The organism is Pseudomonas sp. S07E 245 (assembly GCF_019599025.1).
Classification (GTDB): Bacteria; Pseudomonadota; Gammaproteobacteria; order Pseudomonadales; family Pseudomonadaceae; genus Aquipseudomonas; species Aquipseudomonas shirazensis.
Window position 1 is genome coordinate 663,135 of the sequence record NZ_CP080625.1, and the last position, 16,670, is coordinate 679,804.

A 16,670-nucleotide genomic window follows, 5' to 3' on the forward strand; every position below is an offset into this window, starting at 1 on the left:
AGTTGGCTTCAACTCAGCCCCGCGCAGCACAGGGCTGCGCGGGGCTGCCTGCGGTCACGATGTGACAGGTTCCACGTGCTGTTCAGCAGGCTGCTGCACGGCCAGGGTCTGGCGCATCTGCTCGCAGCCCCACAGGACCCGCTCAGGCGTGGCCGGCGCGTCGATGTTGGGTTGCGCGCGGTAGTCGGCGATGCTGGCGACGGCGTCCTTGATCGCGCACCAGGCAGCGATACCGAGCATGAACGGCGGCTCGCCGACGGCCTTGGAATGGAACACGGTGTCTTCCGGGTTCTTGCGGTTCTCGACCAGCTTGACCCGCAGGTCCAGCGGCATGTCGGCCACGGCCGGGATCTTGTAGCTGGCCGGGCCGTTGGTAACCAGCTTGCCCTTGGCGTTCCACACCAACTCTTCGGTGGTCAGCCAGCCCATGCCCTGAATGAAGCCGCCTTCGACCTGACCGATGTCGATGGCCGGGTTCAGCGAGTCGCCGACGTCATGCAGGATATCGGCACGCAGCATTTTGTACTCGCCGGTCAGGGTGTCGACGATGACCTCGACGCAGGCTGCGCCGAAGGCGAAGTAGTAGAACGGCCGGCCGCGCGCCTGTGAGCGGTCGTAGAAGATCTTCGGCGTGCGGTAGAAGCCGGTAGTCGACAGCGACACCTGGGCAAAATAGGCCTGCTGCACCAGCGTCTCGAAGCTGATCAGTTCCTCACGCACGCGCACATGGCCATTGCGGAATTCAACATCTTCCTCGGTGACATTCCAGTGCCGGGCGGCAAACTCGACCAGGCGCTTCTTGAGGATCTCGGCCGCGTTCTGCGCCGCCTTGCCGTTCAGGTCGGCGCCACTGGATGCAGCGGTCGGTGAGGTATTGGGGACCTTGTCGGTATTGGTCGCCGTGATCTGAATGCGGTCGATCTCGACCTGGAACACCTGCGCAACCACCTGTGCAACCTTGGTATTCAAACCCTGGCCCATCTCGGTGCCGCCATGGTTGAGGTGGATGCTGCCGTCGGTGTAGATGTGGATCAGTGCACCGGCCTGGTTGAGGAAGGTGGCGGTGAATGAAATGCCGAACTTGACCGGGGTCAGCGCCAGGCCTTTTTTCAATACCGGGCTGTGCTCGTTGAAGTGGCGGATCGACTTGCGCCGCTCGGCGTAGTCGCTGCTGGCCTCCAGTTCGGCGGTCATTTCCTCGATCAGGTTGTGTTCGACGGTCTGGTAGTAATGGGTGACGTTGCGCTCGATCTTGCCGTAGTAGTTGGCCTTGCGCACATCCAGCGGGTCACGGCCGAGCTGACGGGCAATGTGGTCCATCACCTGCTCGATGGCGACCATGCCTTGCGGCCCGCCGAAACCGCGGTAGGCGGTGTTGGAGGCGGTGTTGGTCTTGCAACGGTGGCCGTTGACGGTGGCGTCGCCAAGGTAATAGGCGTTGTCCGAGTGGAACATGGCGCGGTCGACGATCGAGCCGGACAGGTCAGGCGAGTAGCCGCAGTTGCCGGCGAGGTCGAACTGGATGCCGTGCAGGCGGCCGTCGTCATCGAAGCCGACGTCGTACTCGACGTAGAACGGGTGGCGCTTGCCGGTCATGGTCATGTCTTCGACCCGTGGCAGGCGCATCTTGGTCGGCTGGCCGGTCAGGCGCGCTATCACCGCGCACAGGCATGCCGGGCTGGCGGCCTGGGTTTCCTTGCCGCCGAAGCCGCCACCCATGCGGCGCATGTCGAGGACGATCTTGTTCATCGGCACATCGAGCACTTCGGCGACCAATTTTTGCACTTCGGTCGGGTTCTGCGTCGAGCAGTACACGATCATGCCGCCGTCTTCGGTCGGCATCACCGAGGAGATTTGCGTTTCCAGGTAGAAGTGCTCTTGGCCACCGATATGCAGGGTCCCCTGCAAGCGGTGCGGGGCGCTGGCCAGGGCGGCAACCGAATCACCGCGCTGATGGGTATGGCTGTCGAGCACGAAGTGCTTGTCGCGCAGCGCCTGGACCACATCCAGCACCGGTTCGAGGTCTTCGTATTCGATGATCGCCGCCATCGCCGCACGGCGAGCGGTTTCCAGGTCGCGGGCAGCTACCGCCAGCACCGGTTGGCCGAAGAACTCGACCTTGTCGATCGCCAGCAATGGGTCGCCGGCGACCACCGGGCCGATATCCTTGAGGCCGGGGATGTCTTCATGGGTGATGGCGATGCGTACGCCTTCGAAGGCGTAGCACGGCGCGGTATCGATACTCAGGATGCGCGCGTGGGCGCGGTCAGCTGTGCGCGCATACACATGTAACTGATTGGGGAATTCGAGGCGGTCATCGATATACACCGCTTCGCCGCTGACGTGTTTGTCGGCGCTGTCGTGCTTGACGCTGCGGCCGACACCGGTGGTCAGGTCCTGGCGGAACAGTTCGGCCATCTCGGCCTGGCTCTTGACGGCATGATGATTAGACATAGTCGGTCACCCGGGTTTCGATGTGCGGCGATTGCAGTTCGATGAAGTACTTGCGCAGCAGGTTCTGTGCGGTCAGCAGGCGGTATTCCTTGCTCGCGCGGAAGTCCGAGAGCGGGCTGAAGTCTTCGCCCAGCGCCTGGCAGGCACGTTCAAGGGTGGCCTGGTTCCACGGCTTGCCGCGCAGCGCGGCTTCACAGGCACGGGCGCGTTTGGGAATCGCTGCCATCCCGCCAAAGGCAATGCGCACGCCGCTGACCACACCGTTTTCGATGCTCAGGTTGAACGCTGCACAAACTGCCGAGATGTCGTCGTCCAGTCGCTTGGAGACCTTGTAGGCGCGGAACGTCCAGTCGTTGCTGGCCCGCGGCACGATGATCTTCTCGATGAACTCGCTGTCCTGGCGGGCCGTGATGCGGTAGTCGATGAAGTAGTCTTCCAGTGGCAGCACGCGCTGGCGCTGGCCCTGGCGCAGTACCACCTGGGCATCCAGGGCAATCAGCAGCGGCGGCGAATCACCGATGGGCGAGGCATTGCCGATGTTGCCGCCGAGGGTGCCCTGGTTGCGAATCTGCAATGACGCAAAGCGGTGCAGCAGGGCGCCAAAATCGGCGTACTCATCGCTGAGCGCGCCGTAGCAGTCTGTCAGCGGCGTCGCTGCGCCGATCTCCAGATGAGTGGCGGTCTTGTCGATGCGCTTGAGTTCGGCGACGTTGCCGACATAGATCATCACCGGCAAGGTCTTGTGGAACTGGGTCACTTCCAGCGCCAGGTCGGTGCCGCCGGCAAGCAGGCGCGCTTCTGGGTGCGAGCTGTACAGGTCGGCCAGGTCGGCAACGGTCAGCGGCACCAGACAGCGCTTGTCGCCGCTGTTCAGTTCGCCGGTTTCGGACGGGGCGATGGCCTTGAGGCGGGCGATGGTCTGCGCTTGTTGCGCATCGAACTGATCGCGGCACGGTGTGGCGCAGCTCTGTTCGGCAGCGGCGAGGATCGGCCGGTAGCCGGTGCAACGGCACAGGTTGCCGGCGAGGGCTTCCTGGGCCTGCTGGGTGTCGGCGCCGTTGCTGTTCTTCTGCAAGGCAAACAGCGACATGACAAAGCCGGGAGTGCAGAAGCCGCATTGCGAGCCGTGGCAGTCGGCCATGGCTTTTTGCACACTGTGCAGTTCGCCCTGATGCTTGAGGCCTTCGACGCTGATCAATTGTTTGCCGTGCAACGACGAAACGAAGGTCAGGCACGAGTTGAGGCTGCGGTAGCGCAGGCTCTGGCCGTCTTCTTCGAGCTCGCCGACCACCACTGTACAGGCGCCGCAGTCGCCACTGGCGCAGCCTTCCTTGGTGCCGGATTTGCCAAGGTGTTCGCGCAGGTACTGGAGCACGGTCATGTTCGGGTCCAGGGCGTGCTCATTACGCAGCTCCTGGTTTACGAGAAACTGGATCACGGGGAAGGCCTCGCAATGGTTTTATTGTTGTTCCGGCGGACTCTAAGCAGGCTTGATCGCCGGGTCAATGATTTTCTGACTCAAAGGTCAAGAAATCGCGCGCAGTGAGTCCGCACCGAACAGTGTGTCTTTTGTTAAGCATAGATCGCGCCTGATTCCCACGGCCGCCTGCAACGAATAAAGCGCAGCGCACCTCTGCGCGACTGCCTGGCAAGTGCGCTACAATCCGCCGCTTGTGCCCAGTTCAATGATTTTGAAGGAAAACCATGACGTTCAAGGCGCCGGACAGTCTCTCCGAGCAGATTGCCCACCATCTGGCCGAGCGGATCATCCGCGGCGAGCTTGCCCCGGGTGAGCGGATCCAGGAGCAAAAGGTCACTCAGGCCCTGAACGTTAGCCGCGGCTCGGTACGCGAGGCGCTGTTGATCCTTGAGCGTCGCCATCTGGTAGCGATCCTGCCGCGGCGGGGCGCCCACGTGACCCGTCTTGACGAGCGCAGTGTGCGCAGCCTGTGTGCGCTGATGGGCGAGTTCTACATTCTGCTCGGCAACGCCGTTGCCCAGAAATGGCGCACCGATGCCGACCTGATGCCGTTTCTGGGCATTCAGCAGCGCTTGCAACAGGCCTACGCCGCCACCGACATCAAGACCTTCGTCGCCGAGAGTTTTGCAGTGATGCGCGCTGCGTATCCGTTCGCCGACAACCCGTACCTGCAGGAAACCGTCGAGAACCTGCAGCCCGCCATGAGCCGCGCCTATTACCTCGCGCTGGATCAGCGCCAGGCGAATATGCTCGACTACCTCGACCTGTTCGATCGCCTGCTCCAAGCCGTGGTTGCGCGCGACATTGCACGTATTCGCGAAGTGCTGGTTGCCTACTGCCAGCGCAGCTGCGAGCTGGTGCTGGCTGCGTTGGCACGGGTCTGATCGATGCGCTTGAAGTGCATTCGCCTGGCCGGGTTCAAGTCGTTCGTCGACCCGACCACGGTCAACTTCCCCAGCAACATGGCCGCCGTGGTCGGGCCCAATGGCTGTGGCAAGTCCAACATCATCGACGCGGTGCGCTGGGTGATGGGCGAAAGCTCGGCTAAAAACCTGCGCGGCGAGTCGATGACCGACGTCATCTTCAATGGCTCGACCAGCCGCAAGCCGGTCAGCCAGGCCAGTATCGAACTGGTGTTCGACAACAGCGACAACACCCTGGTCGGCGAGTACGCCGCCTATGCCGAGATCTCGATCCGGCGCAAAGTGACCCGCGACGCGCAGAATACCTACTACCTCAACGGCACCAAATGCCGTCGCCGCGACATTACCGATATCTTCCTCGGAACCGGGCTGGGCCCGCGCAGCTACTCGATCATCGAGCAGGGCATGATCTCCAAGCTGATCGAGGCCAAGCCAGAAGAGCTACGCAACTTCATCGAAGAAGCCGCCGGCATCTCCAAGTACAAGGAGCGCCGCCGCGAGACCGAAACCCGAATTCGCCGCACCCAGGAAAACCTCGCCCGCCTGACCGACCTGCGCGATGAGCTCGGGCGCCAGCTCGAGCGTTTGCACCGCCAGGCCCAGGCCGCAGAAAAGTATCGCGAGTACAAAGCTGAAGAGCGTCTGCTCAAGGCGCGCTTGTCGGCCCTGCGCTGGCGTGAGCTGGACCAGAAGGTGCAGCAGCGCGGCGCCGTCATCGGCGATCAGGAAGTAGCCTTCGAGGCGCTGGTGGCCGAGCAGCGCAATGCCGATGCCAGCATCGAGCGCCTGCGCGACGGCCACCATGAATTGTCCGAACGCTTCAATCAGGTCCAGGGCCGCTTCTATTCGGTGGCCGGTGACATTGCCCGGGTCGAGCAGAGCATTCAGCACGGCCAGCAGCGCCTGCGCCAGTTGCAGGATGATCTCAAGGAAGCCGAGCGCACACGGCTGGAGACCGAGTCGCACCTGGGCCATGACCGCACCCTGCTGGCGACCCTCGGCGAAGAGCTGGAGCAGCTTGAGCCTGAGCAGGAGATGACCCTCGCCGCAGCCGAAGAAGCGGCTGCCGTGCTCGAAGAAGCCGAGTTGGGCATGCACGGCTGGCAGGAGCAGTGGGACAGTTTCAATACCCGCTCAGCGGAGCCGCGGCGCCAGGCCGAAGTCCAGCAGTCGCGCTTGCAGCAGCTGGAAACCAGCCTCGAGCGCTTGGCTGAACGCCAGCGCAAGCTGGCTGACGAGCGTGATCAGCTCAGCGCCGACCCGCAGGATGCAGCCATGCTCGAGTTGACCGAGCAGGTCGCCAGCAGTGAGCTGCTGCTGGAAGAACTGCAGCTCAGCGAGCAGGACGTGCTCGAACGCCTCGAAGCTGTGCGTGAGCAACTGCAGCAGCTCAACCAGAGCCATCAGCAGTTGCAGGCCGAGCAACAGCGTCTGGGCGGCCGGCTGGCGTCGCTGGAGGCGTTGCAGCAAGCCGCCCTGGAGCCGTCTGCCGGTGCTGGGGAGTGGCTGCGCGAGCAAGGTTTGCAACAGCGTCCGCGCCTGGCCGAGGGTTTGCGCGTCGAGGCAGGTTGGGAGCTGGCCGTCGAGACGGTGCTGGGTGCTGACTTGCAGGCAGTGCTGGTCGACGACTTCAGCCAGCTGGACTTTGCCACGCTGGAACAAGGTGATTTGCGCCTGTTGCTGGCGGCCGGCGAGGGCGCTCGGGTGCCCGGCAGCTTGCTCGACAAGGTCGAAGGGCGCACCGACCTCAGCCCTTGGCTGGGCCAGGTGCGTCCGGTCGAGACCCTTGAGCAGGCGCTGAGCCAGCGCCCAAGTCTGCTGGCTGGCGAAAGCCTGGTCAGCCGCGATGGCTACTGGGTGGGCCGGCATTTCCTGCGCGTCAGCCGCGGCAGCGAAGCGCAAGGCGGCGTGCTCGCCCGCGCGCAGGAGATCGAACAGCTGGCCGAGCAGCAACTGCAGCAACAGGAGCAGTTGGACCAGTTCGAGCAGCGCCTGCACAGCCAGCGCGAGCAACAGCGTGACCTTGAAGAGCAGCGCGAACAACTGCGCCGCCGTAGCCAGGACGAAAACCGTCAGCACGGGGAGCTCAAGGCGCGTTTGTCTGCCGGTCGCGCCCGCGCCGAGCAGCTTGAGCTGCGTCGCCGCCGCCTTGAAGAAGAATTAAGCGAGCTCGGTGAGCAGCGCGCCATCGAGCACGAACAGCTCGGCGAGGCGCGGCTGATCCTGCAAGAGGCCCTTGACCTGATGGCCGAGGACACCGAGCAGCGCGAACAATTGCTGGCCCGCCGCGACACCCTGCGCGAAAGCCTCGACCGCATCCGCCAGGAAGCCCGCCAGCACAAGGACCACGCCCACCAGTTGGCCGTGCGCCTGGGCTCGCTGCGCGCCCAGCATGATTCCACCCGGCAGGCGCTGGAGCGGCTGGAGCAGCAAGCCGAGCGCCTGAGCGAGCGCCAGGAGCAGTTGAGCCTGAATCTGGAAGAGGGCGAAGCGCCGCAGGAAGAGCTGCGCCTGAAACTTGAAGAGCTGCTCGAAGGGCGCATGAGCGTCGATGAAGAAATGCGCCTGGCCCGGCTGCATATGGACGACGCCGACCGCGAACTGCGCGACGCCGAAAAACGCCGCACCCAGGCCGAGCAGCAGTCGCTTTTGCTGCGCGGTCAGCTGGAGCAGTCACGGCTTGAATCGCAAGGCCTGAACCTGCGCCGCAGCACCTTGCAGGAACAACTGCTGGCCGACGGTTTTGACCTGCAAGGCGTGCTTGCCACGCTCGATCCCGAGGCCAGCGAAGCGACCACCGAACAGCAGCTCGAACAAATCGAAGGGCGTATTCAGCGCCTGGGTGCGATCAACCTGGCAGCCATCGAAGAGTACGAGCAGCAGTCCGAGCGCAAACGCTATCTGGATGCGCAGGACGCCGACCTGGTCGAAGCGCTCGAGACCCTGGAAAACGTCATCCGCAAGATCGACAAGGAAACCCGCACCCGCTTCAAGGATACCTTTGATCAGATAAATGCCGGTTTGCAGGCACTTTTTCCAAAAGTTTTTGGCGGTGGCAGCGCTTACTTGGAACTGACGGGCGAAGATTTACTCGATACTGGGGTGACAATCATGGCGCGCCCGCCTGGCAAGAAAAACAGCACCATCCATTTGTTGTCGGGTGGCGAGAAAGCCCTGACTGCGCTGGCGCTGGTGTTCGCTATCTTCAAACTCAACCCGGCACCGTTCTGCATGCTCGACGAAGTCGATGCGCCGCTGGACGATGCCAACGTCGGGCGGTACGCCCGGTTGGTCAAGGAAATGAGCGAGACCGTGCAGTTCATCTACATCACCCACAACAAGATCGCCATGGAGATGGCCGATCAACTGATGGGGGTGACGATGCACGAGCCAGGCTGTTCACGTCTTGTTGCAGTTGATGTAGAGGCGGCGATGGCCATGGTAGACGCCTGATAAGCGACGCTGAGGCGTTTTCAGCAGCTAAAACGCCTGTCATGTGTGACAGACGGTGTAAAGTTGCCTTTGGTCGTGCTAGCTTTACCGTCACGTGTATTCTGCGTGGGTAAAACGCCTGTCAGAACATAGAGTTGGCGCCACGTGTTAAAGGGCTTTGAACCCTTTGTTTTCAAGCATATTTTTTATAGAGGCACGGGATTAAATGGAAATCGGTCTGCGCGAGTGGCTGATCGTCATCGGCATCATTGTCATCGCCGGTATTCTTTTCGACGGCTGGCGTCGCATGCGTGGTGGCAAAGGCAAGTTGAAATTCCGTCTCGATCGCAGCTACTCCAATGTTGCGGACGAAGAAGGCGGCGCGGAAGTGCTCGGCCCGGCACGCGTGCTGGAAGGCCAGCACAAAGAGCCCGAGCTGGATGAAACCGACCTGCCGTCGATGAGCGCAGGGCGTGAGCGCGAGCGCGAAGCCAAACCCGTCAAGGCCGCCAAGCGCGGCAAGCGCAACAGCGAGCCGCATCAAGGCGATCTGAGCCTGGCGGCCGAGCCGCGTGAGCCCGACCTGTTCGCCGAGCCTGACAACGCCTACGAGACTGACAACAACCGCAGCAGCGGTTTCTCCTCGAGCTCGTCCAGCAGCAGCGTCAAGGAGCTGCCACCGGCTGAAGAAGTACTGGTGATCAGCGTGATCTCCCGTGACGAAACCGGCTTCCGCGGCCCGGCACTGTTGCAGAACATTCTCGAGAGCGGTCTACGCTTTGGCGAAATGGACATCTTCCACCGTCACGAGAGCATGGCCGGTCACGGCGAAGTGCTGTTCTCGATGGCCAACGCGGTCAAGCCAGGGGTGTTTGACCTGGATGACATCGACCATTTCAGCACCCGTGCGGTGAGCTTCTTCCTCGGCTTGCCAGGCCCGCGCCACCCCAAGCAGGCGTTCGACGTAATGGTCGCTGCTGCGCGCAAGCTGGCCCATGAGCTCGATGGCGAACTCAAGGATGACCAGCGTAGCGTGTTGACGGCGCAGACCATCGAGCATTATCGCCAGCGTATCGTTGAGTTCGAGCGTCGCGCGCTGACTCAGAAACGTTGATTTAACTGTGCGGGCAGGGTCGATAGTGATCCTGCCCGCAGTGATTTTTGCGCTAGAGCAGCTTTGGGGTTGAGTGGGGCAGGCGAGTGCGGCGGTGCCTGGATTGGGGCTGCGGCGCAGCCCTTTCGCGACACAAGGCCGCTCCTACATGGATCCCGTTGCCCTTGAGGTCAGTGCGGTCCCCGCCGCTCTTTAGGCATGCGCGGTCCCCTGTAGGAGCGGCCTTGTGTCGCGAAAGGGCCGCATAGCGGCCCCCCATCCGCCAAACCCACCCAAAGCCGCTCTTGTGCCCAGCAAGAGACCCCCCCCATGACCGCCGAAACCCGCATCCATCAGCTGCGCGCCGAACTCGACCAGCACAACTACCGCTACTACGTCCTCGACGAGCCAAGCATCCCCGACGCCGAATACGACCGCCTGTTCAACGAGCTCAAAGCCCTCGAAGCCGAACACCCGCACCTGGTCACCCCTGACTCGCCAACCCAGCGCGTCGGCGGCAGTGCCCTCGCGGCTTTCAGCCAGATCCGCCACGAAGTGCCCATGCTCAGCCTGGGTAACGCCTTCGAAGAAGCTGACCTGCGCGAATTTGATCGCCGCGTAGTCGACGGCCTCGATCAGCCCGGCGCCGTCGACTACAGCTGCGAGCCCAAGCTCGACGGCCTTGCGGTCAGCCTGCTGTACCGCGATGGCCAGTTGGTGCAAGGTGCCACCCGTGGCGACGGCACCACCGGCGAAGATATCAGCAGCAACGTGCGCACCGTACGCAACATCCCGCTCAAGCTGCAGGGCAGCGGCTGGCCAGCCGTGCTTGAAGTGCGCGGTGAAGTGTTCATGAGCAAGGCCGGCTTCGACCGCCTCAACGCCAGCCAGGCTGCCATTGGCGGCAAGACCTTCGCCAACCCGCGCAACGCCGCCGCGGGCAGTCTGCGCCAGCTGGACTCGAAGATCACCGCCAGCCGCCCGCTGGAATTCTGCTGCTATGGCGTTGGGCAAACCTCCGAAAGCATCGCCGACAGCCACATCGACACCCTCGAGAAGCTCAAGACCTGGGGCATGCCGATCAGTCGCGAGCTCAAGCACGCCGCTGGTATTGAAGAATGCCTGGCCTACTACCAGGACATCGGCGCTCGCCGCAACGAGCTGGCCTACGAGATCGATGGCGTGGTGTTCAAGGTCAACAGCCTGGCCGCACAGCGCGAGCTGGGCTTCCGTGCACGCGAGCCGCGCTGGGCGATCGCCCATAAATTCCCGGCCATGGAAGAGCTGACCGAAGTGCTCGACGTCGAGTTTCAGGTCGGTCGTACCGGCGCAGTCACGCCTGTCGCGCGCCTGAAGCCGGTCAAGGTCGCCGGCGTCACCGTATCCAATGCCACCCTGCACAACATGGACGAAGTCGCCCGGCTCGGCGTGCATATCGGCGACACGGTGATCATCCGTCGCGCTGGCGACGTCATCCCGCAAGTCATGCAGGTGGTGCTCGAGCGCCGCCCGGCTGACGCCCGTCCGGTGCCGGTGCCGAGTGAATGCCCGGTGTGCGGCTCGCAGGTCGAGCGTACCCAGTTGATCAAGCGCAGCAAAGGCAAAGAGACCACCAGTGAAGGTGCGGTCTACCGCTGCGTTGGCCGCCTGGCCTGCGCCGCGCAGCTGAAGCAGGCGATCATCCACTACGTCTCGCGCCGCGCCATGGACATCGATGGTCTAGGCGAGAAAAGCGTCGAGCAGTTGGTCGATGAGGGGCTGATCCGCTCGCCGGCTGACCTGTACAAGCTGACTTTCGAGCAGATCGTCGACCTCGAAGGCTTTGCCGAGGTTTCCAGCAACAAACTGCTCGAGGCCATCAACAACAGCAAGCGACCAAACCTGGCGCGCTTCATCTACGCCCTCGGCATCCCCGATGTCGGCGAAGAGACCGCCAAGGTCCTGGCGCGCTCGCTGGGCAGCCTGGCGCGGGTGCAGGAGGCGCTGCCGCAGGTGCTCACCTACCTGCCCGATATCGGCCTGGAAGTCGCCCACGAGATCCACAACTTCTTTGAAGACCAGCACAACCGCGACGTCATCCAGCAGTTGCTCGACAGCGGCATGCAATTGCAGGAGGAGGGTGAGCTGGCCCCCGAGTTCGCCGCCAGCACTACCCTCGCCGGGCTGATCGCCAAGCTCGACATCGCTTCGGTCGGCCCGACTGGCGCCGAGAAGCTGGTGGCCAAGCTCGGCAGCCTCGAGCAGATCATCCAGGCCGACGGCATCGACCTGCGTCAGGCCCTGGCGGCCAAGCAAGCCGAAGCCGTGCGCGAGTTCTTCAAGGTCGAGGCCAACCAACAGCTGGCACGCGCTATCGAAGCGCAGTTGCTGAAGTTCGGCATGCACTGGGCCAGCGACAAGCGCGTGGTCGAAGGCCTGCCCCTGGCCGGGCAGACCTGGGTGCTTACCGGCAGCCTCGAGCGCATGAGCCGCGACATCGCCAAGGACAAGCTCGAACAGCTCGGCGCCAAGGTCGCCGGTTCGGTCTCTGGCAAGACCCACTGCGTCGTCGCCGGCCCCGGCGCCGGCTCGAAGCTGGCCAAAGCCAGCGAACTCGGGGTCAAGGTGCTCGATGAAGACGCCTTTGTCGGCTTTTTGGCCGGCCACGGCATCGACATCTGACCGCCTCGCGGGTCAAGTCATTGAGAAATGATGATTTTTTCTTGATGCAGAGGTTGTAACTTCGTCCCAGAGCGGTACAATGGCGCGGCTTGTCACATGGCAAGTCGCGTTATGGTGGCCCTATCGGTCCCTCCGCATTGATTACCCGTTGACCTGGTCAGATCCGGAAGGAAGCAGCCAAGGCGGGGACATTGAGTGCCGGGGTGTGGCTGGTGGGGCTGCCTCCATTTCAGGGGTCGGAAAATCTTTCGACGCGCCTGCTTCAGCATCTCCCTTCGCTGTCCAACCCAACTCCCCTCAGTTATTCGAGCGCCGCTCGCGTACACGTACCCCTGCAGCCGCAACCTTCATCAACCGCTGAAACGTTGGACACGCCAGATGATCGTCCTCAGGGCACGCCGCCGCATGCCGCAGCCCTTTGCTCATGGCCTGCAAGCGTTTGACCTGTTCATCGATTTCGTCCGCCTTGGCCCTGAGCATGTCGCGATCGACCTGCAGGTCTACCAGCATCGCCCGCACTTCACTCAATGAAAACCCTGCCGTTTGGCCCAGCGCGATCAAGGCCAGCCGATCAGCCACGTCTGCGGAAAACTGGCGACGTTGGCCGGGGCTGCCAAGTGACTCGAGCAAGCCAGTCTTGGCGTAGTAGCGCAGGGTCGAGGCGGGTACTCCGGTGCGCTTGGCGACATCGGCGATGTCCATGATTGCTCCCTTGACTTGAAGTTGACTTCAACTTCTATGCTGCGCGGCATTGGGGTTTTTCGTCAATCTGCGAGGGTGTATTCATGGGCGTTACGGTTTTATTGATTTCCACGCTGGTGGTCGGCATCGGCGCCACGTTGGTGATGGATGCGTGGGCGATGGTGCTGCGCCGCCTGGGGGTGACAACGCTGAACTACGCCATGCTCGGGCGCTGGGCGGGGCACCTGCTGCGGGGCAGGGTGCACCATGCAGCTATCGCCAAGGCGGAGCCGATCAGGCACGAGCGGGTGTTGGGCTGGGCGTTGCATTACGCGATTGGCCTGTTCTTCGCCGCCGCGTTGCTGGCACTGCAAGGGGCCGATTGGCTGCACGCGCCGACGCTGCTGCCAGCGCTGACCTTTGGGCTGTGTACCGTTTTGGCGCCGCTGTGCATTCTAGAGCCGGCGATGGGGGCGGGCTGGTTTGCCAGCAAGACGCCAGCGCCGCTGCGCAACAGCCTGCGCAGTATGGCCACGCACCTGGTGTTCGGCAGCGGCTTGTATGCCACGGCGTTGCTGCTGTCACTGGTGTGAGCCGATCACCATCGGCGCTGGCGAAGTGGGCGCGGCGTAGCGCTGGACAATGCGTTCCATCTCGCCGGACTGCTTGATCCGCACCAGCGCCCTGAGCAGCGCCTGGGTCGGGCGCGACGGGTCGCTGCGGACCACGCAACCGAGGTTTTGCTCATCCAGCAGCGCGCGGCTCTGCAATTGCGCTTCGGCTGGCAGTTGGCGGTTGAACCACTGCAGCGATAACTCATTGCTCACTGCGTACTGGTAGCGCCCGGCCTGTAGTTTCTGCAGGGCCAGTTGTTGGCTACGGCTGTCTTCGCGGTGCAATTGTCCTCGGCTGAACAGGGGTTGCAGGGTTGGGTAGCTATAGCCGAGGACCGTACCAATGGCTTGAGCCGGCAGGCGCGAGGCATCCACGGGATCGAGCAGGCCGGCGCGGCTTACCAGCAGATCGCGCTGGACCATCAGCGGCACGCTCCAGATGTACTCGCCTGGGCGCTCGATCAACCAGTTGGTTGCGAGGTGGCAGCGCACGTCGACATCGCCGTCCTCCATGGCTTGCTGCATGCGCAGGCGGGCCAACACGTGGTACTCAGGCCGCACCCCGGCTTCGCGCGCGGCAGACTGCATCAAGTCATAAAGAATGCCTTCGACCGGCTGACCCTGCTCGATGCGGATCAGCGGCATGCTCCAGCTCTCGGCAATGGCGAAGCGCAGCACCGGTTGCTCGGCCCAGCTGGGCGTGGCGCATAACAGCAGGCTGGCCAGTAGTCGGCGCACGTGTATTCCTCCTTGATCTGCGTCGAACCGTGCATGGCTTAGCGTAGACGAGATTGGCCGGGTGCAATTTCGGCCCCGCTCCGCTAGCATTAGCGATCTTCCGCTGGTTCAGTTTGCGATGGTTTTTGATGAGTTATCAGGTTCTTGCACGTAAGTGGCGTCCGCGCTCGTTCCGCGAAATGATCGGCCAGACCCATGTGCTCAAGGCATTGATCAATGCGCTGGACAACCAGCGGCTGCATCACGCCTACCTGTTTACCGGTACCCGCGGGGTCGGCAAGACCACCATCGCGCGGATCATCGCCAAGTGCCTGAACTGCGAAACCGGCATCACCTCGACGCCCTGTGGCACCTGCTCGGTGTGCCGGGAGATCGACGAGGGGCGCTTTGTCGACCTGATCGAGATCGACGCTGCCAGCCGAACCAAGGTCGAAGACACCCGCGAGCTGCTCGACAATGTGCAGTACGCACCGAGCCGTGGCCGCTTCAAGGTCTACCTGATCGACGAAGTGCATATGCTCTCGACGCACTCGTTCAACGCCTTGCTGAAGACGCTGGAAGAGCCGCCGCCCTACGTCAAGTTCATCCTCGCCACCACCGACCCGCAAAAGCTGCCGGCCACCATCCTCTCGCGCTGCTTGCAGTTCTCGTTGAAGAACATGAGCCCGGAGCGGGTAGTAGAGCACCTGAGTCACGTGCTGACTGCCGAGAGCGTGCCGTTCGAGAATGACGCACTGTGGCTGCTCGGGCGCGCTGCCGATGGCTCGATGCGCGACGCCATGAGCCTGACCGATCAGGCCATCGCCTTTGGCGAAGGCCAGGTACTGGCCGCCGATGTGCGGGCGATGCTCGGCACCCTTGACCACGGCCAGGTGTATGGCGTGTTGCAGGCGTTGCTCGAAGGCGATGCGCGAGCGCTGCTGGAGGCGGTGCGCGATTTGGCCGAGCAAGGCCCGGACTGGTCCGGCGTGCTCGCCGAGATGCTCAACGTGCTGCACCGCGTGGCCATCGCCCAGGCGCTGCCCGAGGCGGTCGACAATGGTCAGGGCGACCGTGATCGAGTCCTGGCGCTGGCGTCGGCGCTGCCTGCCGAGGACGTGCAGTTCTACTATCAGATGGGTTTGATCGGCCGGCGCGACTTGCCGCTGGCACCAGACCCGCGCGGCGGTTTCGAAATGGTCCTGCTGCGCATGTTGGCATTCCGCCCGGCGGACAACGATGACGCGCCGAGACCGCAGCTAAAGCCAGTGGGGATCAGCCAGGCCACAGCTGATTCAGCAAAAGCGGTGGCAGCGCCCGTCAGCGCGGTTGCTGAGGTGCCGGCCCCGGCTGCGCCGGTGGCCCCAGCGGTTGCCGAACCAGTAGTCGCGGAGCCTGTTGCGGAACCAGAGCCAGAACCAGAACCTGCTGCGCTAGCGCCAGTTGCCGAGCAAGCCATCGACCTGCCATGGGAAGAGCAGGCAGCGCCTGTCGCTCCGCCGAAGCCACCTGTGCCTGAGCCGCCAGCCAAGCCCGAGCCGCAACCCGAAGCACAGCACGCGCCGTCACGTGACGACGCGCCGCCGTTCGACCCGGCTGCCTACGATGGCGTCGGTATGGAACGTGACGACGAGCCGCCGCTGGACGAGGACTACTATGCCGGCGAGGCCGACCCGGTTGGTTTCAGCTACCTCGACGAACTCGCCGAGCACGTTCAGGAAGACCAGCAGGCGCCGCCGCCCGAGCCGCTGCCAGCCTCCAAGCCGGCAACTGGGCTGGCCCTGCAATGGTTGGAATTATGCCCACAGTTGCCTGTATCGGGGATGACAGGCAACATCGCCGCAAACTGTACGTTAATTGCCGTCGACGGCGACAACTGGCTGCTGCACCTTGACCCGGCGCAGGGCGCGCTGTTCAACTCGACCCAGCAGCGGCGCTTGAACGACGCGCTCAACCAGCACCTCGGGCGCACCCTGCAGCTGAGCATCGAGCTGATTCGCCCTGAGCAGGAAACCCCGGCCCAGGCCGCAGCGCGCAAGCGTTCCGAGCGTCAGCACGATGCCGAAGTGTCGATCGAGCAGGATCCGCTCATCCAGCAGATGATCCGCCAGTTTGGCGCGACCGTGCGGCAGGATACTATTGAGCCCGTAGAGCCTCTGGTCAGCCAGGGGCAATAAACCGATATCCATGCGGCCGGCACTGCGCCAGGCCGCATCATATGAACCAATCGAGGTATACCCCCATGATGAAAGGTGGCATGGCAGGCCTGATGAAGCAGGCTCAGCAAATGCAGGAAAAAATGGCCAAGATGCAGGAAGAGCTGGCCAGCGCCGAAGTCACTGGTCAGTCCGGCGCCGGCCTGGTCAGCGTGGTCATGACCGGCCGTCATGACGTCAAGCGCATCAGCCTCGACGACAGCCTGATGCAGGAAGACAAGGAAGTCCTCGAAGACCTGATCGCTGCCGCCGTCAACGACGCCGTGCGCAAGGTCGAGCAGAACAGCCAGGACAAGATGGGCGGCATGACCGCTGGCATGCAACTGCCGCCGGGCTTCAAGATGCCGTTCTAAGGCGTTGGCTTTCCTGCAGGACAAAACGCCCGTTGATCGGGCGTTT

11 protein-coding genes and 1 other RNA gene are annotated in these 16,670 nt (G+C 63.2%); 8 read left to right on the top strand and 4 right to left on the bottom strand.

The features are described 5' to 3' along the window. Positions 1-54 precede the first annotated feature (54 nt). A complete protein-coding gene (gene xdhB / locus K3F44_RS03110) occupies positions 55-2,454 on the bottom strand; it encodes a xanthine dehydrogenase molybdopterin binding subunit (RefSeq protein WP_220633317.1) in 2,400 nt (799 codons plus the stop codon). Then, the gene (xdhA, locus tag K3F44_RS03115; protein WP_101318018.1) at positions 2,447-3,892 is read right to left on the bottom strand and encodes a xanthine dehydrogenase small subunit; all 1,446 of its coding nucleotides are present in this window, start codon (positions 3,890-3,892) and stop codon (positions 2,447-2,449) included. The genes xdhB and xdhA overlap by 8 nt, the downstream gene beginning before the upstream one ends. A 266-nt stretch (positions 3,893-4,158) precedes the next feature. Between xdhA and K3F44_RS03120 the strand changes: the two genes are divergently transcribed. The 5 genes from K3F44_RS03120 to ffs all read left to right on the top strand — a co-directional run bounded on the left by K3F44_RS03120 (position 4,159) and on the right by ffs (position 12,261). Further along, on the top strand, positions 4,159-4,818 hold the full coding sequence (locus K3F44_RS03120) for a GntR family transcriptional regulator (RefSeq protein WP_101318020.1): 660 nt from the start codon (positions 4,159-4,161) through the stop codon (positions 4,816-4,818). 3 nt (positions 4,819-4,821) lie between these two features. After that, complete coding sequence (smc, locus tag K3F44_RS03125) at positions 4,822-8,310, top strand: chromosome segregation protein SMC (protein WP_220633318.1); 3,489 nt, start codon at positions 4,822-4,824, stop codon at positions 8,308-8,310. A gap of 205 nt (positions 8,311-8,515) precedes the next feature. After that, a complete protein-coding gene (gene zipA, locus K3F44_RS03130; RefSeq protein WP_220633319.1) occupies positions 8,516-9,403 on the top strand; it encodes a cell division protein ZipA in 888 nt (295 codons plus the stop codon). 309 nt (positions 9,404-9,712) lie between these two features. Beyond that, positions 9,713-12,043, top strand: a complete 2,331-nt coding sequence (gene ligA / locus K3F44_RS03135) for an NAD-dependent DNA ligase LigA (protein ID WP_181088082.1) — start codon at positions 9,713-9,715, stop codon at positions 12,041-12,043. Positions 12,044-12,164: 121 nt separating this feature from the next. Then, an RNA gene (ffs, locus tag K3F44_RS03140) (signal recognition particle sRNA small type) lies at positions 12,165-12,261 on the top strand. A 79-nt stretch (positions 12,262-12,340) separates the two neighbouring features. Here the strand turns inward: ffs and K3F44_RS03145 are convergent. Then, positions 12,341-12,745, bottom strand: a complete 405-nt coding sequence (locus K3F44_RS03145; protein WP_220633320.1) for a helix-turn-helix domain-containing protein — start codon at positions 12,743-12,745, stop codon at positions 12,341-12,343. Positions 12,746-12,828: 83 nt separating this feature from the next. Here K3F44_RS03145 and K3F44_RS03150 point away from each other — a divergent pair, with 83 nt between their 5' ends. After that, a complete protein-coding gene (locus tag K3F44_RS03150) occupies positions 12,829-13,317 on the top strand; it encodes a DUF2938 domain-containing protein (RefSeq protein ID WP_220633321.1) in 489 nt (162 codons plus the stop codon). Here K3F44_RS03150 and K3F44_RS03155 read toward each other — a convergent pair. Beyond that, positions 13,306-14,076 (bottom strand): ABC transporter substrate-binding protein, encoded by a 771-nt coding sequence (locus tag K3F44_RS03155; protein WP_181107635.1) that lies wholly within the window; start codon positions 14,074-14,076, stop codon positions 13,306-13,308. The genes K3F44_RS03150 and K3F44_RS03155 overlap by 12 nt on opposite strands. Positions 14,077-14,204: 128 nt before the next feature. Between K3F44_RS03155 and dnaX the strand changes: the two genes are divergently transcribed. Beyond that, entirely contained in the window at positions 14,205-16,232 is a 2,028-nt protein-coding gene (dnaX, locus tag K3F44_RS03160) for a DNA polymerase III subunit gamma/tau (protein ID WP_220633322.1), read from the top strand. A gap of 65 nt (positions 16,233-16,297) precedes the next feature. Then, positions 16,298-16,624, top strand: coding sequence for a YbaB/EbfC family nucleoid-associated protein (locus K3F44_RS03165; protein WP_101318032.1), 327 nt, complete (start codon positions 16,298-16,300; stop codon positions 16,622-16,624). The last annotated feature ends 46 nt before the right edge of the window (positions 16,625-16,670 follow it).